This is a genomic window from Synechococcus sp. CBW1108 (genome assembly GCF_015840335.1).
GTDB lineage: Bacteria > Cyanobacteriota > Cyanobacteriia > PCC-6307 > Cyanobiaceae > Cyanobium_A.
Map to the genome: position 1 here is coordinate 1,501,408 of NZ_CP060395.1, position 23,497 is coordinate 1,524,904.

The window sequence follows — 23,497 nt, forward strand, 5'->3', positions numbered from 1 at the left end:
CCACCGGGAAAGGCCGATCAAGCCATGATCATCGCGGAAGCCTTTCGTTGGCTGCACCTGCCCAAAACCGGCGGCACTTCGATGAACCGCCTGTTCCTCGAGCGGGCCATTCGCCAACCTTTTGCCTTGATCAAAAGCAATGGCGCAAACTCCCTGCACCAGCATAGGCATCTCCATCTACCGGCAGCCCGATCCCTGGGTGCGGGCCTGCATCGCCAGTGCGCGGCAGCAAAGTGACGTCTCCATCGAAATCCTGATCCGACCCGATGGCCCAGAGGCCCTCAGCCCTGCCCTGCAGAGCTGGCTGCACCATCTGGCGCTCATCGATGCGCGGGTGCGCCTGCTCCCTGGCGCCGCCAACCTGGGCACCTTCGGCTCCTACCGCGCCATCTTTGACCAGGCCCAGGGCCAGTTCTTGGTTCAGCTCGATGCCGACGACCTCCTCCATCGTGATGCGATTGCCCGCTGTCGAGACGAACTAGAGCAGCACCCAGAACTTGCCTTCCTCTACACCGATTGCCTGGAGATCGACGGCAACAGTCAGCCGCTGCGTAAGGGCTGGCGGCAACAGATCCCCTATTCCTCCACCAAAAGCCTGGTGCAATTCATCCCCTTTCATCTGCGGCTGGTGCGCCGGGTGGCCTATGCCCAGATCGGCGGCTATGACGCCAGCCTCCTCTACAGCGGCGACTACGACCTCACCCTGCGCCTGGCCGAAGTGGGCGCTGTCGGCCACCTCCCGCAAGCGCTGTACCTCTACCGCATCCATGACACCAATACCTCGACACTCAGGCGCCAGGCCACCGCAGAGGAAGCGCTGCGCGTGGCCCGGGCAGCGCTGCAGCGGCGAGGCCTGCACCCGCGCTTCAGCCTGGAGCTCAGCCCAACCCAGCAGGTGCTGCTGAAGCAGCAGCAGGCATGAGTCAACCGCCTCTGCTGGTGGTGGGCATGCACCGCAGCGGCACCTCGTTGCTGGCGCGCATGCTCCAGCAACGAGGCCTGCATCTAGGTGACGACCTTGTGCCCGCCGACCAGCACAACCCCGATGGCTACGGGGAAGACAAGCGCTTCGTGGCCTTTCATCGACACATCCTCAGCCAGGCCACACCGCCAGCACCCGAAGCCTGGCTCGACTGGGGCTGGAGCAGCGCCGGGGCATTTCACTGCGCAGATCCCCATGCAGCCCCATGGCTCCGAGCCCTGCGCCCGGCAGCCGAAGGCCTGTTGGAGCGGAGCCGGCGCGAGCAACCCTGGGGCTGGAAGGATCCCCGCACCACCCTGTTGCTGCCGTTCTGGGAAGCGCTCGAACCTGAGGCCTGGGTGATCGGGATCTATCGCCACCCCTGGGAAATTGTGGACGCGCTGCAACGGCTGCGCCCGCCGGTCTTTCTGACCAACCCCCACTGGGCATTGCCGATCTGGCTGCACTACAACCAGGCCCTGCTGGAGCGCTGGCAGCGCCACCCCCAGCGCACCGTGCTGCTGAATAGTGGCGCCTTGATTGCCCAACCCGCAGCCCTGGGGTCTGTGCTGGCTCGGCGGCTGGGATGGGCGTGGAGCGCGCATGCAGGGGAGCAGCTGGCCGCGCTGCGGCGGCCCGACCTGCACCGCAGCCCCCCAACCGCCGACGCCCTGCCGCTGCTGCATCGGCTGGTGAGCCCCGAAAGCACGGCTCTACTGGAGGCGCTAGAGCGCAGCGCCGATCTACCTGTGGGCCTGCCTCCGCTGCAGCCGGAACGGCTGGCCGTGTTGCAGGCCCAGCCAGCCGCCAGCCCCCGGTTGGCCGTGGTGATCCCTACCTTCAACCAGGGCGACCTACTGGTGGAAGCGGTGGCCAGCGTGGAGCGCGAAGCGGCCCGCAGCGGCTGTGCCCCATCGTTGGAACTGCAGATCGTCGACGATGGCAGCAACCAGTCCAGAAGCCTGCAGGTGCTGGATCGGCTCCAGGCGCTGGGATACCGGGTGCTCAGCCAGCGCAACCATGGTCTCTCGGCGGCCCGGAATGCAGGCATCCGTGCCACCACGGCACCGCTGTTGCTGCCCCTCGACGACGACAACCGGCTATTGGCGCCCTACCTCAGCCAGGGCCTGGCCTGGCTGGAGCGTCAGCCCAATCTGGCGGTGGTGTACGGCGATCGGCAGGAATTCGGGCTTCGAGAGGGCCTCGTGTGCGTCGGCGTCGATGCCCCGCGCGCGTTGCTGCTCCAGTCGCGAATCGATGCCTGCGCCCTGCTCCGCCGGGAGTGGTGGCAGGCGGCAGGAGGCTACGACCAGGGCCTCACCGCTTTTGAAGACTGGGATCTCTGGCTGGGCATCCTGCGCCAGGGCGGTCGCTTTGGCTACCTCCCCGGCCCAGCCTTCTGCTATCGCGTGCGTCCCAACTCCATGCTGCAGAGGCATCTAATACGCCAAAGCCAAGCATCAGACCAATTATGCAAAATACGCATAAAAGCCTTGGAACAGTAAGGCCAGCGATGAAGTAGGGTTTCTTGAAAGGAAATCCTACAAATGCCAATTTCTCTTGGTAGTATTGGCTACGCTCCTGATCCGAGCACAATCCTTGTAGGCATCCACGGAGACGTCGATCCAGTTGCATTTCAAGGGATAAATGCCGACGCTCTATTCGCGATTAACCTCATTTCGGGCCAAGGGGCCACTACCACGCAAGGATCAATAGAATCAATAGAGCTAATTCCGGTCACCAGTATATATTCAGATTTAAAGATAAACCTCAGCGCGCCGCTCCCTGCGGGAACCGAGTTAATTCAAGTTGCATATGCCGACCCCGAAGGAGATCAAGAAACAGGAATACTTCAAGATTTATCAGGCTTAGATCTTGGCACTCAAGCGTTAATTAATATACTGTTTGATGTTGATTCGCCAACTCCTCTTGGCGCTAAACTTCGCCAAGATGGAACGACTATTCGAATCTTTTTTAATGATCCTTCAGGGCTGGATGCTGCAGCACAGCCAGCTGTAGATCAATTCACAATCGATTCCCTTCAAGACGCCTATGATTCATTCGCTCCTGATACTATTTTAGCTATTGGAGACGGCTATGGCAGCAATTATGTAGACCTTGGAATTACCAATCCCCAAAAAATAGCAATTTTATCACAATCTCTTCTAGCAGAAGGGAATACTTTTGCGGTCACTTATAGCGATGTATCACAAGACAACGACAGCTCATCGGTTATTCAAGATAAATTTGGGAATGATGCTAGTAATTTTGTTGTATTTCTACAACCAATCGGGCCTCAATTAATTAACGCCTCACTAAGCTCGGATGGCTCGACCATCCGCTTGGTTTACGATGAGCCAATTTCGCCTGGCTTTATTAGCTCAGAATTGTTCACGCTCAATAACTTAGATTTAGAAGGAAATAATATCCCCGTCCTATCTGTACAAACCCATGGGGGAGGTGTCAACTATATTGATCTTGTATTTGACGAAATATATACTTCATTCCTTCAAGATCCAACTGAACCACTTTATCTAAGCTATTTAGATCCCAGACCTTTTGAAAATGATATCAATGTAGCGGAAGGTGTAAATGGGACTGATTCCGAAAGCTTTGGGTATTTCCCTGTACAAAAATACATTTCATCTTCACTTGGGCCGATCGCTCAAAATGCTTATTTTTCTCCCCAACTAAATCAAACCGCAGTAGAAATTCTCTTTTATACTCCGCTCAATATCCCTCTGTCGAATGTCTATACAGGCTACAGCAATTTTACGCTTAATGTTTCATCCGCATCTGGGATTTCCTCCTACACCCCAATCAGCCATGTAGTATTGGGCAGTAACAAGCTTATCTTAAATTTTGCACCTGATTTAATTATTCCCGAGGGGGCTTCTTCCGTAATAAGCTATACCGATCCGAACCCAAATTTAGATGATATTAATGGTGCTGCACTCGAAAATGCTAATGGAAATGATTCCACTAGTTTTAATCTGGCGGTAATTGCTGATCAATTTGGAGTAGACAATGGCTTAATTAATTACAAGAAAATCTCGCTTGGATCGGATTCTAATTCAGACACTTTACATAACATAGGGGCTATTGCTGATTTTCAAGACTATTTTCAAAAAGCCGTAACTAATTCCAGTATTAATGGAGGTAACCTCATAGCGGAAGGCCTTGTAATTGACTTGTCGTCAGTTAAGTTCCAAGGCTACGTCGGCAGCGAGCTTGATAAAGTCTCCTTGCAAGGATTTAATAATTTAGCCTTATCATCCGAGATAAATCTTCCCAGCGGTGGTTTGTTCTTGACAACTGGTGGAGGTAGCTTCCCTGCTTATAATTCTGTATCAAATTATGGAAGCTACCGAGGCCAACTCGGAAATCCAATATTAGATGAATTTGTTTTGCAATCATATCCTTATGCAGGCTTAACATATGATGCAAGTGTTTTGAGCTTTGATTTCACCCCCGACCAAGATATTGAATCAATACTAGTTGATGTTGTCTTTGCCTCTGATGAATATCCCGAATATGCAGATACATCATTTGTTGATATTGCTGCGGTTTGGTTCGGCGATCAAGCAACTCTAATCAATTACGCTTACTTTGATGGAGATATTAATAAGCCGCTCAGCATTATTAGTAATTCAATATCGGATTCACGCTTTGTTAGTAACTTCCCTTCATCGCTTCCTTTTGAATTTGATGGAATCACCAAGACTCTGACACTAGCCATCCCCCTAGTAGGCTTAACGCCAAATGAAGATGGGTCCATAAATATCAATATCGGCATCGCCGACTCTGGCGATTACATTTTTGACAGCTCCATTTGGATCAGCAATCTTAGAGCTAGCAAGTATGATTTAAAGGGCACGCTACTGAAGCAAAGCGTTGGCGCCGGCGAAACTTACATTGCTCCTGAAAACGTAGCAGTCTATGCCACCGTCGGCGACGAATCAACTTCCACTGGCAGTAATGACGCCGATATTTTGTACTCCCAGAGGATAATGATGCAAAGGTGACATTTGTAGGCGACCCAGTCAAATTTGACGGAGATACATTCGAAAATGTCAATAATAATACCGAACTCAAATTCTATGGTGTGTACTATCCCAATGATTTTAAATATGAACTGGGATCAGCAATTGTAACTCTAAACACTCTCAATGGTCCAGTCACTTTCACGCTTGAAGGGGATTATTTTGACATCACAAAATTCGACGTTCAGGCTAATAACGGTGTAACAACCCTTGTGTACACTGGCCCTCTTGTTCCCGGAGGTGGTATCGGAGGCGGAGGTGGCACTGGTGGTGGCAGTGGTGTTGATTCTTCAACGCCCATCTCAAGCAACCCCGCCACTACCGCACCTGTCATTCCCCCGGATTCCCCGTTGGGCAAACCCGACGCAATCTTCGTTGGCGACAATGGCAACAACGTCTTTGTTGGAGGCGATGGCAACGAACTCATCCTCGGCGGAGGCGGCAACGACTACCTCAGCGGCCGCAAGGGCATTGACGACCTCAGAGGAAACGCTGGCGCCGACACCCTGATCGGCGGCGAAGGTAATGATTATCTGCGCGGCGGTAAAGACAACGATCAGCTATTTGGGGGCAAAGATGACGATCGCCTGTTCGGTGATTTGGGCGACGACATCATCGATGGCTGGCTCGGCGATGACACAATCAATGGCAATGCCGGCAATGATCAACTCATTGGGGGTCTTGGTGCGGATCGCTTTGTCGCCTCCAAAGGCAAGGACACCGTGCTCGACTTTTCACTGGTTGAAGGCGACACCGTGTTGATCCTGCCTGGCCAGTCGTTTGAGTTGCTGCAGGTGGGTATCGATCTGGTGATTCGGCGTGAGCAAGGTGACCTTACCTTGCTAGGCGTTGATCTGACCGCCTTCCAAGCGGCCAATGCGATCATTCAGATCTGATCCCAAACCCGCCCATGCCATGCCACCCCCCCCTGATCCTGGTGGTGGGCATGCACCGCAGCGGCACCTCCCTGCTGGGTTCGCTGTTGCAGGCCCTGGGAGTGGAGTTGCCCGGGCAACTGATCGCCGCCGATCAGCACAACCCCGAGGGCTATTTCGAGTGGCAGGAGCTGGTGGAGCTGCAGGAGCGGCTGCTGATTGATCTGGATCGCTGGTGGCCTTCCGCCAATGGCTGCCTGTCGCTGCCCCAGGGCTGGCTGCAGCATCCCGCCACCCGCTCCGTGCGAGGGCAACTCGTGGATCTGCTGCAACCACAGCTGCCCCGCCGCAACACTCCCTGGGCGATTAAAGACCCCCGCACCAGCCGCCTGCTGCCCCTCTGGCTGGATGTGGCCGCCGAGCTGGGGATTCCCCTGCGCCTGCTGCTGGCGGTGCGCGATCCAGCCGAGGTGGTTCGGTCCCTGATTCGACGCGATGGGCCCATCACCGGCATGGATCTGGGCCGTGCCCAACAGCTCTGGTGGCGCCACAACCTCGAGCCCCTTAAGGAGGCAGCTGCGGCGGATCTGCCCTGGGCAGTGATCGATTTCGGCCTCTGGTTCAGCCAGCCCGAAGCCCAGCTCGAGCGGCTGCTGGCGGCGCTGCCTGAGCTGCGCCCCAGCGCTGAGCAACGCCGGTGCGCCCTTGCCCTGATTCGCCCGGAGCACCGCCGCTCCCTGGCGGCTGCCGAGCCCCTGGTGCTCCATCGCCAGGTTTGCCGTTTGCACCGGCTGCTGCTCACGCCCGGCCAGCGCCGCTGGCCCGCCGCCGAGCCCCCCCGCGCCCTGGCCGCTGCCGCAGCGGCGCCGCCCCCGCCGGAGCAGCTCGCCACCAACCCCACCACCTGGCCAGCCTGGCTGGAGCACTGGCGCTACCATCCGGCGCCGCGTTATCCCGGCGCGGCCGCCCTGTCGCCCGAGTCCCTGATCAGCCTCTGCGGGATGCCGCACACCAGCTGGCAGACCCATCTCTGGATCCAGCAGCTGCCGATTCCCCAGCTGGGGGATTGCAAGCTGCTCGATCAGACCGGCAATTCCCACGGCCTCCAGCTGGCGGCCGGCACATTGGGGGCCCAGGCCGGAGGGTTGGAGCGGTTTGCCATCAACCTCGAACTACCGCCTCCCGAGCGAGCCGAGCACTGGCTCAACCACTTGCGCAGCCAGCAGGTGGTGTGGGATCCGGATCCCGCCCGGGTGTGCCTGTTGCGGGCCCTGGGTTTGCGCGCCTACTGGCTAGATCCCAAGGCAGCTCCCAACGGCTGGCTCGATCTGGGCCCCAAGGCCGTTGAGGCATGGGGGGCTTGTTTGGGGTTGCCCCAGCCCTCCCCTTGCCGTTGCCTATGCCTGGGCCCTGGAGGCGCTGAGTGGGAGCATTCCCTCGGCGCTTGGGAAGCTCAAGCGGGTCGTGCAGTTTTTCACTACCTCCCCCAATTGCCACTCCACGGCAATGAAACAATGGACAACGCTCGTCTATTGGCTGCCTGGCTGCTTTCGGCTGCATCAGCAGCCGAAAGTGTTGTGGCCCTGGGTGATCCCTGCTTTGCCCTCGACGCAGCCTTGACGGCCCTTCTGGGTGGCGCACTGCGCCAGTTTCAGCAACCATTCACACCAGCAGAGCTCTTGGCCGAGCTCCAGGGCTGCCCCGTGGCCAGCGCCTCAAACCCTCCCTCTCCTGATGTTGATTGCCTCCTCAATGTTGAGGGGGCTGGGCCGCCCCATGCTGCCGTGGTGATCAGCCTGTTCAACTACGCCAACAAGATTGAGCAGGCACTCGAGAGCGTTGCCGCCCAGACGCTCAATGATTTGGAGCTTGTGGTTGTTGATGATGCCTCCAGCGACGCCAGTGCTCAAGTGGCCCAAGCCTGGCTAGAGAGTCACGCTGAGCGATTTAGTCAAATCAAGCTGTTGAAACACCGCGCCAATGGCGGCCTGGCCGCCGCACGCAATACCGCATTTCTCCATTGTGTATCCGAATGGGCATTCGTTCTTGATGCCGACAACCTGCTCTTTCCTGATGCCGTTTCTGCCTGTTTAGCTCAGGCTCAATTGGCTGGCCCTGGCGCTGCCGTAGTGCATCCGCTGATTGAGGTGATCGGCGATGGCCGCCATGGCCACGACGGGCGGAGCTTGATTGGGCGCCTCAGCTGGCAGAGGAGCGCCTTTCTCCATGGCAACGTCATTGATGCCATGGCCTTGGTGCGACGTTCTGCCTGGCAGGCTGTGGGCGGGTACACCCATATCGAAGGTGGCTGGGAAGACTTTGATTTTTGGTGCAAGCTGATCGAAGCTGATTTTTATGGTGTTCTCTGCCCTCGAGTGCTCGCCCGCTATCACACCCACAGCAATTCGATGACAGCCACCTCGACAGCACGCAACTGGCGGCCCCTGAGCCGCTGCCTGCAGCAGCGCCATCCCTGGCTTGAACTTCCCTACGCCCGTTGACGCTCCAGCTCCTGCGCGACTGGCCACCGGGCTACGGCGGCGTCGAGCGGGTGGCCCATGAGTTGGCGGTGCACGGGCATCAGCAAGGCCTGAGAGCAACGGCGTTCAGCCTGGCGGGCCCCCCCGGGGGAGACCGAGCTGATCCCCTGCCGGTGCCCTACCGGCGCGTGCCCTTGCCCCGCCTGGTCCTGGGCCGGCTCCTGCTGCCCCTGCCCAGCCGCAGCCTCTGGCAGCTGCTCAGCTCCCCCCAGCCCCTCCACGCCCATCTGCCCTGCCCGGGGGTGCTGCTGCTGCTGCTGCTGGCCCGCCTGCTGCGGCCCCGCCGCCAGCTGAGCGTGCACTGGCACGCCTTTCTGCAGGTGGAGCCCACCCCGGCAGGCCTGCTCATCGGCCTCTACCAACACCTGGCCCTGGCTGTGGTCAAGCGACTGCCCCGGGTGATCACCACCTCACCGGTGCTGGAGGCGGAGCTGGTGCGCTGCGGCTGCAGGCCTGCCCAGCTGCGGGTGTTGCCCTGTTGCCTCGATGCCGCTCTGGAGGCGGCCGCCCTGGCCCTGCCGTTCCGGCCTGCCGCGCCAGCCGAGACCCTTCAAGTGCTGTTTATCGGTAGACTTGACAGCTACAAGCGGGTCGATTGGCTGCTGGCCGCTCTGAACTGCCTGCAGACCCCCTGGCGGCTCGACGTGGTGGGCGATGGGACCCGCCGCCACCAGCTCGAGCAGCTGGCCCAGGGGCAGCCGGTGCGGTTCTGGGGGCGCCTGGATGAGGCGGCCAAGGTGGATCGCCTCGCCGCCGCCCAGCTGTTGGTGCTGCCGGCCGATCGCTGCAACGAAGCGTTCGGCATCGTGCAGCTCGAGGCCATGGCCGCCGGCATTACCTCCCTGGCCTTTCGCCTGCCCCGCTCCGGCATGGCCTGGGTGTCGCAGCTGCCGGGCCTGAGCTGGTCGGGTGACCCCGCCGACCTGGCCGCGGTGCTGCAACGCCTGGCCGCCGAGCCCACCTGGCGGGCTGGCCTGGGCCGGCAGGCACGGGATCGCTACCTGCAGCTGTTTGCCCGGCAGCGGTGGCAACGCCAGCTGGAGGGCCTGCATCTCTAGGCCAGAGTTAACCTCGCCAAGCCACGTTCGCCTGGCTGCCCGCTTGCCTCAGCCCCTTCCATCCCCCGAGCGGCCCGTGGTGCTCGACCTGCGCCATGTGCGGCTGGACATCCCGGTGCTCACCACCGAGACCCGCAGTCTCAAAAGCACCTTGATTCGCTCCGTCACCGGCGGCAAGCTGCGGCGTCGCAGTGGCGGTGCAGTTATCACTGCCCTTCAAGATGTTTCCTGCACTGTGCGGGAAGGGGAGCGGGTGGCCCTGATCGGCCACAACGGCGCCGGTAAGAGCACCTTTTTGCGCCTGATCTCCGGGATCTACCTGCACACAGGGGGTCACTTTGAGGCGCGGGTGCGGGTGTTTCCGATGATCCACAAGAGCTTCATCACCAGCCCGGAGCTCAGTGGCCTGCAGGCCATCAAGGCCCACTACTTGCTCGTGAACGGCAACTTGCGGGGATTTGAGCCGTTTTGCGCCGATGTGATCGAGTTTTCCGGGCTGGGTGATTTCGTTCACCTGCCGGTGAAGACCTACAGCCAGGGCATGGCGGCCCGCCTGTTGTTTGCCGTGCTCACCGCCGGCAGCCACGACTGCCTGGCCATGGACGAGGGCTTCGGTGCTGGCGACAGCAGCTTCTATGACCAGGCCCAGCAGCGGCTGCACGACTTCCTTGCCACCACCGGCACCCTGCTGCTGGCCTCCCACTCCGACGATTTGCTGCGGCGGTTCTGCCAGCGCGGCCTGGTGTTTGAGCAGGGTCAGATCGTGTTTGACGGACCGCTCGATGCGGCCCTGGCCCACTACCACCACAGCTGATGGCTACCCCTTCCCGTGTCTCAGTGCGCAGCACCCTGGCGGAAGCTTGGTCGATGCGGCGCGTCTGGTGGTTCACCGCTACGGCCCGCACTAGGGCGCGCTTTGCACGCACATTTTTTGGCAGCTTTTGGCTGGGGCTCTCCAATCTGTTTTCCATCGCCGCCTTGGCCCTGGTGTATGGCACCGTGTTTAAAGTGGAAGATTTTGATGCCTATGTTGTTTATCTAGGTGTCGGCTTAGTAGTGTGGAATAGCATTAGTTCGGCCATTGGCTCGGCGCCCAATTTGTTTGAGCACAACCATGCCCATGTGCACAACACCAACCTCAATCCAATCTTTTATACTTTAGAAGAGTGGGCCTTTCAGCTGCAAACCTTTGCCCAGTCTTTTCTGCTGGTGTTGTTGGCTCTGAGTTGGTTCCAGCACAACTTGCTACTCAATCTTCTTTTGCATGGCTGGCTACCTCTGCTCAATCTTGGCCTGTTTATTTATTGGCTGCCGTTGATTGTTTGCCTGTTGGGTGCCCGTTTCCGGGATGTGTACCAATTGGTGCCGATCCTGCTGCAGCTGGTTTTCCTGCTGTCGCCGATTCTCTACAAAAAGAAAAATCTGGGGGCGATGGCCTGGACGGCCGATTTCAATCCCCTCTATCGCATCCTCAGCCCGATCCGCCACACCTTGATGGTTGGCGAGCTGCAGTGGGTAGTGGGGCTTGTGTTGCTGGCCGTCAACCTGGTGGGCATCTGGGTGGCGCTCAAGCTGCTCAACCGTGAACGGCCCTTCCTGCCCTTCTTGATCTGAACCGGAGCCTGGCGTGGCACAGCTGATCAACCTGCTCTCCTGGCTGCCTGGCCACTCCGGCTTCGGTAGCTATGTGCAGCGGGTGGTGCCCGGCCTGCCCGGCCTGCGGCTGCAGCTTGATGCCTGCGGCCGTGGTGCCTTGATCGATCCGTCCCACTGGTCGGTGGATCCCCCCCCCCAGGCGCCTCGCCAGCCGATGGCGCTGCTGCAGCGCTATGGCTTGGTGCAGCACGGCCTCTCGCTTCCCCGCCTGCTGGGGGAGCGGGGTTTGGCGGTGGAGCAGCTTGAAGTTATCTATTCGCCCTTCTTCGAGGCCCTGCTTGCTTGGCCCCAGGTGCCCCAGTTGATCACCTGCCACGACCTCACTCCCTTGGTGCTTCCCAACAGCCGCAAGGCCTGGCTGCGCTACCGCTTCTGGCAGCCGCGCCATCTCCGCTGTGCCACCAGGGTGCTGGCGATCAGCCGCTATGTGGCCGACCAGTTGCTCGGCTTTGGTGTGCCCGCCGAGCGCATCGCTGTGGTGCCCAATGGCATCGAGGTGCTCCGAGAACGCATCACCACCCCCGCCAGTGAAGATCTGCTGGTGCTGGCCCGGCACGATGCCAACAAAAATCTCCCCGCCCTGCTGGGGGCTCTGGCCGGTGTGCAGCGGCGCCTGCCCGATTGGCGCGGCGTGGTGCGCATTGTTGGCCGCAGCGGCCGGCAAAGCCCGCTGCTGCAACGCCTGGTGCGGCAGTTGCCCCGGCCCGAGCAGGTCCACTGGATTCCTTCCCTGGAGCCCCAGCAGCTGCTGCAGCACCTGCGCCAGAGCCTGGCCCTGATCTCAGCCAGCCTCGAAGAGGGCTTCGACTATCCCGTGCTCGAGGCCAAGGCCGAAGGCTTGCCCACCCTGATCAGTGATATCCCGGTGCACCGCGAGTTCCACCAGGGGAGTGCGCTGTTTTTTCCGCCGGCCGATGATGGGTCGGTGCTGGCGGCCCAGCTGCAGCAGCTGCGCCAGGATCAACGCGCTTGGCACCAGCTATCGGAGGCGGGGTACCTTCTGGCTCAAGAAATGAGCGTGATCCGGCAAGTGGATCAGATCGCCGCTCTGATCGCTGCTGTGGCTTCCAGCTGAGGTCGTTCAGCGGCCCGCTACCCGCCCGCCAGGATGGCCAGCTCGGCCTGGATCACCCGGCTGATCGAGGCCTGGAACGCCGCATCGATTGTCTGCTGCAGCGCCCGATATCGGCGGATGCGTTGCTGACGCAGCTCATCCAGCCACAGGCTTTGCTGCTGGCGGCGCAGGTGCTCTGGGCGGCCCTCGCTGGCCTCCAGCCTTTGGCGCTCTATCCGGCCAACCACCAAGCGCATGGCACTGGCCCAGTCGCTGGTTTCCAGCGTGCTGCACAGCAACACATGTTGTTCGAAATCATGCAGTTGCTGGATCTCCCGGTGCGATTCCGATGGGCTGGCGATCACAGCCAGGCCCAGGCAGGCCGCATCCAGCACGGGAATGCCAAAGCCTTCCACCAGCGAGGGGCTGACAACCGCCAGGGCGTTGAGGAAGAGCTGGCGCTTGGTGGCCTCATCCACATAGCCGGTGAGCAGTACGTCGGGATGGCTGTTCACCAACCCCTTCACCTTGGCGCTGTAGCGGTCGGCTTTGAGTTTGCCGGTGATACAAAGTTTGATGCCGTGGCGCTCAATTCCGGCTTCAATAAAGGCCTTCAGCACAAACAGCAGGTTTTTGCGTGGCTCCACCGAGGAGTTGAACAGCAAATAGCGGCAGGGTTCGAGAGTCTGCAGGCGCCGCTGCGCTTCGCTATGTAGCGAGAGTTCTGGAATCCGGGCTTCCCAGTCGCAGGCATCGGCTGGAAATGTCAGCGAGGGGGATTGGATCACCACGCCATGGGCATGGTGCCGGCTGGATGTTGGCTGCAGGATCGCAGTTTCGTATTTATGGCGGGTTGATTCCGACACAAACAGCCGCCCGGCATGGGCGCAGGCACGCAGCCGGCGGGAGAAGCCGATCACGTGATCGCTCGTTTGCACATATTCCAGCGGGATCAGGTCATGGATGCTCTGCACCACGAAGCGAACATTGCCAATGTGTATGTTGAGCGGACATGTGGTAATCACGCCATCAAATCCCTCGAGATCTAACAGCAGCACATGGCCGGCTCGCCTTTGGGCCAGGCGAAATGAGTGCACGAAAATATCGCTTGCACAGATTAGGCCGTCCACATCTTGCAGATAGCCCAGCCGCTCGCTCTGCAGATAGGGATTGTCGAATATATTTTGAACCGGAATTGCCCTGAGGTTGCTTTGATTAAACCGTCGCTTGGGAAACAGTGTGCCAACGAACTCGTCAAGCAGGGCTCGCAGCTTTTTGATGTTTTTAAACAGTGGAATCCGCTGCAAAAAAACCTGCATAGCGTTATAATCAACTTCCTTGCCGCTGTTCAGGCTCTCCAGCACGCGGGCTGAAAAAATCATCTTGGCCGTGCTGCTCGGCAGTCCACTGGCGCGCACATCCGCTATGGAGGGATCAAACTGGGTCAGCAGCCACACCTCGGCGCCTGCTTGCCGCAGAGCCTTGAGCACCCCCTTGCTATAGACGGCGATACCACGGTGTTCGCGCTGTTCCAGATCGATCGCGGTGACCAGCACACGCAAACCTTGTAGCTGGCCCGCTGCGACGCCGGCGCCCAAAGGTGTCTTGCTGTTCATGGCCGCCCCCCTTGGCGGCTGCTTACCGCGGGCCTCCTTCCCAGCAGTGCTTTGAGGCGTAACCGCTCTTCCTGGAGATCTTCGATCGCCCCTGCATCCTGCCGGAGTTTTTGCAGCTCCATCTCGAGTGTCGCCTGCCGTTCCTCCAGCAGCGCATGGCGCCCCTGGAGCAGCAGGCGCAGTTGCAGGCTTTCGCCCTGCTGTTGTTCCAGCAGCCGTCGCAGTTGCTCAGCGCTCGCCTGGGCCAGATAGCTGTGGTATCTCGATCGCAGCCGCAGCAAATCCTCGCTGTTGGCAGCCTGTTCCGGTTCCTGTTCCCTGGTGCTTTCGGCTTCGTGGATGGCGTGGGCTTCAGCACACAGCCACACCTGTTTGCCGAGATGCTGTTGCACGTCCAGGCAGAGCTCCACGTCTTCCCCGCAAACGCGATACTGCTCATTGAGGGGCTGGGCCAGGGCATCTGCCCGTCGAATCCATTGCAGCGCCCCTGTCACCGCCGCCACGGGGCCCGTGGCCGGGACCGCCGGATCCTCGGCCGGCACCAGTTGATCGAGGGTGTGATATGCCGAACCCCTGGCATCAAAATTGATGCCGGCATGGCAGAGCAAGCCCGACTCCGTGCGCAGTACAGCACCCACCAGGCCGATCGTCGATTCACGCTCCAGGGTTTCGATCCCGGCATTCACGCAATTGGGATCAAGAATCAGATCGTCATTGGCGATCATCAATAGATCGGCATTGGAGCGGCGAATCAGGCCATTGATATTGCCTGCGAAATGATAAGGAACCGGTGGGCAATATGGAAATCAAAGCGACTTCCATTCATAATGGAACGCTCTTCCTCGGGAGTTCCGTTCCACGAGCACAGGATCTCGGTTTGCAGTGGATCCAGGCTACACCCTGCATTGAGGGACTCCAAAAACCTGTTCAGGAGCTTCGCCGTGCGCGAAACCACCAGAATCGAAAGACGCATCAAGGCTTGACAATGTCAAGGGATTCTACCAACACAATTGATATTGCCCAAGGGTCTGCTGGCTGGCCCCCTTCTGGGTTGACGAGCTTCGCGGCCCTGCCCGCCCTGGCTGCAGGCTTCCCTGAAGCGGTAGGAGCAGCGGGATCATGCAGATCAGCGCCGGCGGGCAGGCCTTCAGGCCCAGAAGCTGCGGCGGCGAATCCTTGAGCTCGCTGCCCGTTGCCATGCTTGGTTCACGCTCCTGCCTCGCAAGTCGAAGTGCTCTTGGCCACAGCTCGCATCAAGTAACCCTGGGGGCGTAAGTCCCCGCAAGCCCTCCAGCAATGGAAAGCGGCCTTACCGCCGTATGAGCATTCGCAGGAATTGGAGCAGCAAAGGAGAGCCAGGTCAGGCCGTAGCGGTTGACTGTGGACCTGTCGTGCTTGGCAATCGCTGCCGGCTGTATCGCCGCCGCCCCAGAACTTCCAAGATGTTCAGATATTAGAGTCTCTTGGCGACCGCATGGGCTTGTGCCTGATTATGAGGAACTTTCTGAAACAGGCGCTGGGATTCAACACCCTGAAAAACAGACTCAAGACTTACATTCATGCCGTTGTTGACGAGGCAATTGAGGCAAGTTCTCAGGCTGGAGCAATCACGCAGCTACGTCAGTCGAGTTACCAGATCACCTCCCGCCTCGCCAGCTGTCTCCAGCCTGGGCAGGCATCGCCTCATGCCCTATTTGGCTCGAGCCTATGCCGCGCTGAAGACCTGATCAACCCTGCCTATCAAGAAATCTGCAGAGATGATCTGCGCTGCGAGCCGGTTTTTCATCGCAAACAGTGGGAGTTTGTTTACATCATTCATCAGTTAAGAGTAAATGGTTTCCTCCAGTCGGGATTTAGTGGCCTGGGCTTTGGGGTTGGCACAGAGCCGCTGCCCAGCCTATTTACATCGCTGGGTTGCACCATCCTGGCCACCGACGCTCCTGACGATGTCAGCGACGAAGGCTGGAAGCGCACGGCCCAGCATGCCAGTGCCCTCAGGCAACTATGGCGCAGCAAGATCATCTCCTACGATAACTTTGCAGCAGACTGCACATTCCAAGCCCTCGATATGCGGGCCCATGATCAGATACCAACAGGCCATGACTTTCACTGGAGTTCCTGTGTGATTGAACATATCGGAGGCATCCGCGCAGCACAGGACTTTCTGCTGGCCAGCGCAAACAGGCTAAACCCTGGCGGAATCGCAGTGCATACTACAGAGTTCAATCTTTCGTCTGATCTGGATACCGTTGATGAGCCTGGCACCTGTGTGTTTCGCGCCAGGAATCTGCAGCAACTGAAGGTTGAACTTGAAGAGCTAGGACTGCAGATGGAGCCATTAATACTCGACCCCGGGATGCATCCCTATAATTATCATGTTGACGCACCTCCCTACGACAGTAATGTACACCTACGTCTGCTGCTGGAGAAGTTTGCCGCCACCAGCATCGGAATTGTGATCCGCAAGCCTGGTTGATGCTCCTGTTTCAAGCTGCTCCAAGCGCTGCCGCTGGCCTTCTGCACTTTTTCTCTGCCGGGAGTTCGGGCTGGTCCTTGCCATTGCTTCGCGCACAGCGGCAAGCGTCCCATCGCTGTGATGCAAAGCAGCAGTGGGCGCCAGTAAACCTTGGCCATCCAGGGGGGCACCAGGGCCAGCGTCCAGAACCTGATCCAGAGGCATGGCAACCGGCTCGACCTCCCTCCCGGAGAAAGGGGTGGCGGCGATCACAGACCCGAAACCCAAGCCGCAGCAGCGTCAACTGGCCACCACGCCCCTTGTCTAATTTAAAATCAGTGGACCTCGGCCGTACGGCGCTCAGCTGAGTTGCCCTGCAATGCCCTGCTGCCTGTTCGCGAATCTGTTCAGGATTACGTACAAGCTGTACAGAATCCTGAACAGCTGCAAATCATCGTTTCCCACCCGTGAGGCGGCCAAGGATTCGCCCTTGCTCGCCGCTAAATCAGACTCGCAGCTACGCCAACGCCAGCCAAATCTTCAGATCGGGTGGATCGACCCGGGGGATCATAGCTCCATTAGTTCGAACAAACCGGCGTGGCTGAGCTGATGACTGGGAATTCCCAGGAGAGCAGCCCCCAGCTATGGCAACGCAGCGGCAATGGCAAAGACGCTGCTTACTTCAATGCCCATCACCCTTTCCCCCTGCGGCACGTCGTCACAGCGTTCCGATCAGCCATTCCCCGCCAGCCAGGCCGCCAGGTCGGCCGGGCCCTGGAAGTCGAGCAGGGCAACTCCTTCGGAGAAGGCTGCGCCTACTTGTGCCACGAGTCAAATGTTCTTTATGAGCACTGACGCAACTACATCGAGGATGGGAGTGTGGCCTCCCGGAGCCGGCCTGCAGGGGCAGGCTCCAAACCACCCCATGCTGCTGTGGTTAAGAGCTGCGGTAGTGAGCGATGGGGAAAAGGCGGCCTCGAGCTGCCAGGTGAGTGATGGGAAGATGAGCAACAGCGAATCGCCGCTGACGCATCGAAAAGTCTTCCAGATGCTGTCAAAACGGGTGCAGGTAGGCGGCACCCGGATCAGTGTGGACGTTACCTGCTTACGGTCCACGCGGCAGCCGGTGTTCAGGCGACATGAGCCCATCACAGGCCTCGATGTGGAACGTGGGAACCTGTCATGGGGTGTAAAGGGAAAGCCACAAGTGGCCACAACCACGAGGGCGAATACCAAGACCCATGCCAGGGGCGGATCAGCCCGTAGTAGTGATGAAGGAGCTGTAATGGCTCTGGAGCAAAGGGGCTGTGTTATCCCGTCCGGATCAACTCAACAACTGCCATTGGCAGGAGGAAGGAGATGAGCCCGGACAAGCCGCTACCGATCACCAAGGCGATGGTCTGGAAGGCCTATCAGCAGGTGAAACGGAACGGGAATGCGGCCGGCGTGGATGGTCAGAGCCTGGATGACTTCGCTAAGGATCTGGAGAACAATCTCTATAGGCTATGGAATCGGATGGCATCCGGGAGTTACTTCCCGCCGCCGGTTCGGCGTGTTGAGATTCCCAAATCCAACGGCGGAGTTCGCCCTCTGGGCATTCCGACGGTGGCTGATCGCATCGCGCAGATGGTGGTCAAGCAGATGCTGGAGCCCCAGTTGGAGCCGATCTTCGATCAGGACTCCTACGGCTACAGACCGGGCAAGTCGGCCCACCAGGCTGTGGAGAGCTGCCGTAAGCGCTGCTGGAAGTACGACTGGGTTGTGGATCTTGATATCAAGGGGTTTTTCGATTCAATCGATCATGACCTCCTGATGCGGGCCATCCAGTTCCATACGTCCGAGCGCTGGGTTGTTCTGTATCTGCGGCGCTGGTTGGAGGCTCCGGTGGAATTGCCGGATGGGTCCCTTCAGCCCCGGACCAGTGGCACGCCTCAAGGTGGTGTCATTAGCCCCCTACTGGCCAATCTGTTTCTGCACTACACGTTCGACAAATGGATGCGGCGGAGTTTTCCCCGCGTCCCGTTTGAGCGTTATGCAGACGATGTGATCTGTCACTGTCACTGCCGAGCTGAGGCTGAACGGCTCATGGATGCCTTGCAGGAGCGATTTACCTCCTGCGGGTTACAGCTGCATCCTGAGAAGACCAAAGTGGTCTATTGCAAGGATAGCAGCCGCCGTGGTCAGTTCGATCAGATCCAGTTCACGTTTCTCGGCTTTTGCTTCCGACCACGTATGGCCAGGAACCGCTATGGGGAGATCTTCACGAGCTTCCTCCCGGCGGTGAGTCCGCAGGCGCTTAAGCGCATGCGAGAGAGGATCAGGAAAATGCATCTGCGTAGGCGGATGTTTTTGCCTTTGGAGGAGATCGCCCGGCTCCTGAATCCGATCCTGCGGGGTTGGATTCAGTATTACGGACGTTTTTATCCAACCGAACTGAGGGCCAAGCTATTTGGCTATCTCAATGAGCACCTAAGCGCATGGCTGCGTCAGAAACACAGCCGGTTGTTGCGGCATGACCGCCGCAGCCGGCAAGTACTGGCGAGGATCGCTCAGGAGAGGCGGGATCTTTTTGCTCACTGGCGTGGTGTTGGTGTTGCGGCTGGATGACAGGAGCCGGATGACGCGAGAGTGTCACGTCCGGATCTGTGGGGGCCTCGGGGGGAAGTTCCCCGGGGCTACCCGGCGGCCAGCGCTTCCAACTGCTCCAGCGGCAGGGCCTGGATCTGGGCGGTGGTGGCTTCGCTGAGGGGGCCGCAGCGGCAGTTGAGTTGGCGGAGGGCACGGCTGCAGCTTCATCTCGCCGGCCTTCCCGGCGCCATTCTTTGCGGCCCTGGCCAAAGATCTCCCGGTAGGCGGCGCTCTGGGTGAAGTCTTCAACGGTGAGGCCAGTCATGGTGCAGATCTCCTGCAGGGGGCGATCGCTGAACCGTGCCAACAGAATAGTGGGGATCAGCGTGAGCACCTCAGCACTTTCCACGCTTGGACTGGCTGCTTCCGAGCGCACCAGCAGCGCCAGTAACTGCTGGAATTCAGAGGCCCCCGCCCGCCAGCGCTCTGGCAGCAGCTCTACCCACTGCACCCGGCAGTCGGGAGGGGGTGATCACCACCACCTGCCAGGCGTAGATGCTGGGGTCTTGCTGCAGAAGCCGCGCTGATTCGGCATAAAGGCGCCGGAGAATACCGGGATCCGGCCCCATCTGGGCTTCCAGGATCAGGGCTGGCAGCTCGGGGCGCTCTTTTAATGCAGGTGCTGAAAACCGGTAGCCACCGGCATCTGCGAGCCGTGCATCCAGTAGAAGAGCTTGTCGGAGAGTACCCGCTCGTTTGGGCTGCAGCTCGTGCGGGGCTTGGCGGGATTGGGCCTCGTTGGGGGTTGGAGGCAGAGCGGTTTGTTCCGGCTGGGAAACCTGGCGGCTCAGGGGGAAGCCAGCCACCATGCCAATTTGGGCGCCTCCTCGAGTTTGTACAGCTGTACAGACTCCTGCACAGCTGCAAATCAGAGGGGACGCCTCAAGTGTTTCCCGCCAGCCAGGCGGCCAGGTCGGCCGGGCCCTGGAAGTCGAGCAGGGCATCGGCCAGGGCTTCCAACTTTTTCACCGGCAGGGCTTGGATCTGGGCGGTGGTGGTTTCGCTCAAGGGGCCGCAGCGGCGGTTGAGTTGGCGGAGGGTGACCGCTGCTTCGCCGTCTTGCCGGCCTTTGGCTTCGCCTTCTAGGCGGCCTTTGGCTTCGCCCTCCTGGCGGCCCTCAGCAAGCCAGTCTTGTACCGCCCTGGTGTGGCGGATCTCCTCAAGGGGAATGCCGGCAATCACCATGATTTGCTCCGCACTGAAGAAAGGAAACCGCTGAGCCAGCATAGGCAGCACAACCGTGTCCAGATCAGGGCGGCTGGCCAGAATCTGCTGACTGCTGGCGGCCAGCTCGCTCTCAGGCCTCACCGGCAGAGTGAGCAAGTTGAGCAGCGGATCGAGATCCGGCTGCTGGCTCAGCTTCTCCAGGCTGATCCAGTGCACCTCCGCCAGAAACACCCGCAGGTGTCGCGGTAGCTGGGCTGGCCCCAGCTTGTGGCGCTGGTGCGGTGTGATCTCTACCACCTCCAGGTGCTCCACCTGCGGGTGCCGCTGCAGAAACCGGTAGGTCTGCGCCGCCAGGCGGTGCTGGAAACCGGGATCCGGGTGCATCTGCACCTCCAGCAGCACCACCGCAAACTCCGGACTGCCGGTTTCGGCGCAGCCCGTGCTTTCCCTTGGCCAGAGCACGCCATCGAGGCGGTGGCTGAGCTCTTTCAATTCAAGGGCTTGAAAGCGATAGAGCCGATCGCCGGGGGCGCCTGGGTCGAGGCACAGTGCGTTGGCGGCGGCTGAGCCGGGCAGCAGTGAGCGGATCAGGTCGGGGGCACTCTGGAAGACGCGGTAGTACCAGCGGTCGGTGTTCACTGGTTGCGGGCGCTTGCTGGCGAAAAGGTAGCCGCGGCTTGGGGTTGGGGCTGCAGCCCGTGCGGGGATTGGTGGCGCTGGGTGTTGCTGGGGTGCGGGGGCCTCGGGGTTTGTTCGGGCTGGGGCGCCTGGCGGCTCAGGGGGAAGCCAGCCGCCATGCCAATTTGGGCGCCTCCTCGAGTTTGTACAGCTGTACAGACTCCTGCACAGCTGCAAATCAGAGGGGGCGCCTCAAGTGTTTCCCGCCAGCCAGGACGCCAGATCGGCCGGGCCCTGGAAGTCGAGCAGGGCGTCCGCCAGGGCTTCCAACTGCTCCACTGGTAGGCCCTGGATCTGGGCGGTGGTGGTTTCGCTCAAGGGGCCGCAGCGGCGGTTGAGTTGGCGGAGAGTCATCTTGGCGGCTTCGCGGGCGATGCTGGTCCCATCTCGGCCTTTAAAGTCAGGGCAGCACCTGGTCGGCGAGCCGTTGCAGGCGTTGATCAGCCGTAAGGATGCGAGCGGCTTCCCGCCTAGCCAAAGCCAGGTACAGGCAGTCATACACGGGATGGTCGAGATGGCAGGCCAACGCCAGCGCTTCCACCTGCAGCTCACGGTCTGGCTCGAATTGATCCACCAAGCTGCCGCTGCGCTGAAGTTTCCACAGGGCATTGGCCACCTCTGTGAGCATCAGCTCCGGGGCCAGCACCATTGAGGCCTCGGCGAGCTGCTCAGCCCAGCCTGCGGCCGCAGGGTCATGGCAAATCAGCCGCACCACAGGGGAGGCGTCGAGCACCAGTGTGCCTGCCCCTGCTTCAGTGGCCATGGTCAGCGTTCACGATCAGCGCGGATCAGATCTTCCGGTGCCTGCTGCCATGCCAGCGACTCTCGCCCTTGCCAGTGCCGCGCGATGCGCTCCAGGGCCAGCAGGCGCCGCTGGCGGGGATCACCACCCACCAGTGCTTCCAGATCCACCAGGGCCTGCTGGCTGAGGCTGCGCTTGTTCAGGCTGGCTCGCCGCTGCAACAAACGATGCAGGGGGTCTGGCAAGTCGCGGATCTGAAGCGACGGCATCGACACACCCAACGCAGTGATCCAAGTTTAATCCTTAAGCATGCATTTTTCATGCACCGGACATGAGAACGGTCATGCAGGCATCGCGATGATTTGCTCTGCGCTGAAGTAATGAAATCGTTGAGCCAGCATAGGCAGCACAACCGTGTCCAGATCAGGGCGGCTGGCGAGGATCTGCTGACTGCTGCCCGCTATTTCGCTCTCAGGGCGCACTGGCAGGGTGAGCAGGTTGAGCAGCGGATCGAGATCTTGCTGCTGGCTCAAGGCCTCCAGGCTGATCCAGTGCACTTCCTGCAAAACTGCCTGCAGCAGCCGGGGCGGATTGGATGGTCCCAGTCTCAGGCGGTGATGGGGCGTAATCACCACCACCTCCAGGTGCTCCACCCTGGGGTGACGCTGCACAAAGCGCAGGCTCTGGGCTGAGAGGCGCCTGTGGAAACCTGAATCCGGGTGCATTTGCACCTCCAGCAGCACCACCGGACACCCTGGGCCAGAGCACGCCATCGAGGCGATGGCTGAGCTCTTTCAATTCAAGGGCTTGAAAGCGATAGAGCCGATCGCCGGGGGCGCCTGGGTCGAGGCCCAGCGCGTTGGCGGCGGCGGCTGAGCCGGGCAGCAGTGAGCGGATCAGATCCGGGGCGCTCTGGAAGACGCGGTAGTACCAGCGGTCGGTGTGTGGCCTCCGGCCGACTTTGTCTACACTGGCTGCGGGCGCTTGCTGGCGAAAAGGTAGCCGCGGCTTGAGGGTGGGGCTGCAGCCCGTGCGGGGATTGGTGGCGCTGGGTGTTGCTGGGGTGCGGGGGCCTCGGGGTTTGTTCGGGCTGGGGCGCCTGGCGGCTCAGGGGGAAGCCCCGGCCGTAGGCGAAGCCTTCTCCGCAGGAGTTGCCCTTCAGTCTCCCAGGCCCACAGGAAGCTGCTGCTTGATCGGTTCTGCCAGGAGGCGGCCCAGTGCTCCTGGATCGATGATGTCGAGGCAGAGCAGGGTGGGGCCGATGAATTCCATGGTGTAACCGTCGGCCTCCACCACCAGATCGGGGATCCCCTGGAGCGTGGGATGGCGAAACAGGATCGCGCCGGTGTCTGGATCCACCGACTGGCGCATGTTCCGCAACTGATCCGGCAGGGTCAACGGTTCAGAAACAGCCATCGTCCTCCGGCCCGGCGGGCCTGCACCGTTCTTTGGTCGGTTGGATACACCGTAATCACCCTGGTGTCATCGGGAGTGAGCACGGCCACCCAGGGGCGATCCAGAAACTCGAACACCCGTGCCCGGCCGCATCACGCACAAGCTCGGGGTTGACCCCATAGAGCGCGCATTTCTCGAGGGCGAGCCCGATCGCTTCATGCACGCGCTCCACCACCCCATTGAACTGACGCGTCACGACCTGTGCTGGCAATGAATGGTGGCCAAGGCTGCAGCCCGTGCGGAGCTTGCTGCGTGTGGAGCTTCGTTGGCTGGTGGCGGCTGAGTGGTTTGTTCGGGCTGGGACGCCTGGCGGCTCAGGGGGAAGCCAGCCGCCATGCCAATTTGGGCGCCTCCTCGAGTTTGTACAGCCTGAATCTGTACAGCTGTACAGACTCCTGCACAGTTGCAAATCAGAGGGGGAACTAGGTGTTGCGCATAGAGAAGGGCAGGTTGCCGGGCAGCCGCCATACACGGAGCATCTGGCCGCGCTTGAGGGCTGGGTCGTAGGTGGTTCGTTCCAGCTGGGTTCGGATGGGGCCGATGATCCCCACCCGCTCCCAGCGGCAGAT

Annotated in this window: 23 protein-coding genes and 2 pseudogenes; 12 read left to right on the top strand and 13 right to left on the bottom strand. The window is 60.2% G+C overall.

The window, feature by feature from the left end; genetic code table 11:
* Positions 1–139 precede the first annotated feature (139 nt).
* From H8F27_RS08035 to H8F27_RS08075, 9 genes are read left to right on the top strand one after another with little or no spacing between them, the layout of a single operon-like run.
* The gene (locus H8F27_RS08035) at positions 140–922 is read left to right on the top strand and encodes a glycosyltransferase (RefSeq protein ID WP_197153007.1); all 783 of its coding nucleotides are present in this window, start codon (positions 140–142) and stop codon (positions 920–922) included.
* Positions 919–2,466 (top strand): glycosyltransferase, encoded by a 1,548-nt coding sequence (locus H8F27_RS08040; protein WP_197153009.1) that lies wholly within the window; start codon positions 919–921, stop codon positions 2,464–2,466. The genes H8F27_RS08035 and H8F27_RS08040 overlap by 4 nt, the downstream gene beginning before the upstream one ends.
* A gap of 42 nt (positions 2,467–2,508) precedes the next feature.
* Positions 2,509–4,986, top strand: a complete 2,478-nt coding sequence (locus H8F27_RS08045; RefSeq protein ID WP_197153010.1) for a choice-of-anchor L domain-containing protein — start codon at positions 2,509–2,511, stop codon at positions 4,984–4,986.
* Positions 4,983–5,900: a calcium-binding protein gene (locus H8F27_RS08050; protein WP_197153012.1), complete on the top strand. Its 918-nt coding sequence runs from the start codon at positions 4,983–4,985 to the stop codon at positions 5,898–5,900. The genes H8F27_RS08045 and H8F27_RS08050 overlap by 4 nt, the downstream gene beginning before the upstream one ends.
* Positions 5,901–5,914: 14 nt before the next feature.
* Positions 5,915–8,380, top strand: a complete 2,466-nt coding sequence (locus H8F27_RS08055; protein ID WP_197153021.1) for a glycosyltransferase — start codon at positions 5,915–5,917, stop codon at positions 8,378–8,380.
* On the top strand, positions 8,377–9,477 hold the full coding sequence (locus tag H8F27_RS08060) for a glycosyltransferase family 4 protein (RefSeq protein WP_197153023.1): 1,101 nt from the start codon (positions 8,377–8,379) through the stop codon (positions 9,475–9,477). The genes H8F27_RS08055 and H8F27_RS08060 overlap by 4 nt, the downstream gene beginning before the upstream one ends.
* A 43-nt stretch (positions 9,478–9,520) precedes the next feature.
* The gene (locus H8F27_RS08065; RefSeq protein WP_231596600.1) at positions 9,521–10,291 is read left to right on the top strand and encodes an ABC transporter ATP-binding protein; all 771 of its coding nucleotides are present in this window, start codon (positions 9,521–9,523) and stop codon (positions 10,289–10,291) included.
* Positions 10,292–10,314: 23 nt separating this feature from the next.
* Positions 10,315–11,091, top strand: a complete 777-nt coding sequence (locus H8F27_RS08070) for an ABC transporter permease (RefSeq protein ID WP_231596601.1) — start codon at positions 10,315–10,317, stop codon at positions 11,089–11,091.
* 13 nt (positions 11,092–11,104) lie between these two features.
* A complete protein-coding gene (locus H8F27_RS08075; protein WP_231596602.1) occupies positions 11,105–12,208 on the top strand; it encodes a glycosyltransferase in 1,104 nt (367 codons plus the stop codon).
* Positions 12,209–12,225: 17 nt separating this feature from the next.
* Here the strand turns inward: H8F27_RS08075 and H8F27_RS08080 are convergent, their stop codons facing one another.
* Together H8F27_RS08080 and H8F27_RS08085 are read right to left on the bottom strand one after the other, a co-directional pair.
* The gene (locus H8F27_RS08080; protein ID WP_197153027.1) at positions 12,226–13,803 is read right to left on the bottom strand and encodes a glycosyltransferase; all 1,578 of its coding nucleotides are present in this window, start codon (positions 13,801–13,803) and stop codon (positions 12,226–12,228) included.
* The gene (locus H8F27_RS08085) at positions 13,800–14,528 is read right to left on the bottom strand and encodes a glycosyltransferase family 2 protein (RefSeq protein WP_197153029.1); all 729 of its coding nucleotides are present in this window, start codon (positions 14,526–14,528) and stop codon (positions 13,800–13,802) included. The genes H8F27_RS08080 and H8F27_RS08085 overlap by 4 nt, the downstream gene beginning before the upstream one ends.
* Positions 14,529–15,295: 767 nt before the next feature.
* Here H8F27_RS08085 and H8F27_RS08090 point away from each other — a divergent pair.
* From H8F27_RS08090 to ltrA, 3 genes are all read left to right on the top strand, one after another.
* On the top strand, positions 15,296–16,279 hold the full coding sequence (locus H8F27_RS08090) for a hypothetical protein (protein ID WP_197153036.1): 984 nt from the start codon (positions 15,296–15,298) through the stop codon (positions 16,277–16,279).
* A 588-nt stretch (positions 16,280–16,867) separates the two neighbouring features.
* Positions 16,868–17,113 (top strand): hypothetical protein, encoded by a 246-nt coding sequence (locus H8F27_RS08095; protein WP_197153038.1) that lies wholly within the window; start codon positions 16,868–16,870, stop codon positions 17,111–17,113.
* A gap of 504 nt (positions 17,114–17,617) precedes the next feature.
* Positions 17,618–18,865 (top strand): group II intron reverse transcriptase/maturase, encoded by a 1,248-nt coding sequence (ltrA, locus tag H8F27_RS08100; RefSeq protein ID WP_197153040.1) that lies wholly within the window; start codon positions 17,618–17,620, stop codon positions 18,863–18,865.
* Between the two features lie 68 nt (positions 18,866–18,933).
* Here the strand turns inward: ltrA and H8F27_RS18260 are convergent.
* The 11 genes and pseudogenes from H8F27_RS18260 to H8F27_RS18015 form a co-directional block, all read right to left on the bottom strand.
* Positions 18,934–18,993, bottom strand: a pseudogene (locus H8F27_RS18260) (hypothetical protein); the annotation flags it as partial.
* Between the two features lie 294 nt (positions 18,994–19,287).
* Positions 19,288–19,695 (bottom strand): DUF2887 domain-containing protein, encoded by a 408-nt coding sequence (locus H8F27_RS08110; RefSeq protein WP_197153041.1) that lies wholly within the window; start codon positions 19,693–19,695, stop codon positions 19,288–19,290.
* A gap of 73 nt (positions 19,696–19,768) precedes the next feature.
* Complete coding sequence (locus H8F27_RS08115; RefSeq protein ID WP_197153042.1) at positions 19,769–20,692, bottom strand: DUF2887 domain-containing protein; 924 nt, start codon at positions 20,690–20,692, stop codon at positions 19,769–19,771.
* A gap of 231 nt (positions 20,693–20,923) precedes the next feature.
* Complete coding sequence (locus H8F27_RS18010; RefSeq protein ID WP_197153043.1) at positions 20,924–21,229, bottom strand: DUF4351 domain-containing protein; 306 nt, start codon at positions 21,227–21,229, stop codon at positions 20,924–20,926.
* Positions 21,132–21,494 carry a type II toxin-antitoxin system VapC family toxin gene (locus tag H8F27_RS08125; RefSeq protein ID WP_197153044.1) on the bottom strand — a complete coding sequence of 121 codons (363 nt, stop codon included), beginning with the start codon at positions 21,492–21,494 and terminating at the stop codon, positions 21,132–21,134. Before H8F27_RS08125 ends, H8F27_RS18010 begins: the two co-directional genes overlap by 98 nt.
* Positions 21,495–21,496: 2 nt before the next feature.
* Positions 21,497–21,742, bottom strand: coding sequence for a hypothetical protein (locus H8F27_RS08130; protein WP_197153045.1), 246 nt, complete (start codon positions 21,740–21,742; stop codon positions 21,497–21,499).
* Between the two features lie 72 nt (positions 21,743–21,814).
* The gene (locus H8F27_RS08135) at positions 21,815–22,246 is read right to left on the bottom strand and encodes a DUF2887 domain-containing protein (RefSeq protein ID WP_197153046.1); all 432 of its coding nucleotides are present in this window, start codon (positions 22,244–22,246) and stop codon (positions 21,815–21,817) included.
* A gap of 40 nt (positions 22,247–22,286) precedes the next feature.
* Positions 22,287–22,373: pseudogene (locus tag H8F27_RS18265) on the bottom strand (hypothetical protein); the annotation flags it as partial.
* A gap of 258 nt (positions 22,374–22,631) precedes the next feature.
* Complete coding sequence (locus tag H8F27_RS08145) at positions 22,632–22,871, bottom strand: hypothetical protein (protein WP_197153048.1); 240 nt, start codon at positions 22,869–22,871, stop codon at positions 22,632–22,634.
* Positions 22,868–23,005: a hypothetical protein gene (locus tag H8F27_RS08150; protein ID WP_197153050.1), complete on the bottom strand. Its 138-nt coding sequence runs from the start codon at positions 23,003–23,005 to the stop codon at positions 22,868–22,870. The genes H8F27_RS08145 and H8F27_RS08150 overlap by 4 nt, the downstream gene beginning before the upstream one ends.
* 345 nt (positions 23,006–23,350) lie before the next feature.
* Positions 23,351–23,479, bottom strand: a complete 129-nt coding sequence (locus H8F27_RS18015; RefSeq protein WP_255517753.1) for a hypothetical protein — start codon at positions 23,477–23,479, stop codon at positions 23,351–23,353.
* Positions 23,480–23,497 lie beyond the last annotated feature (18 nt).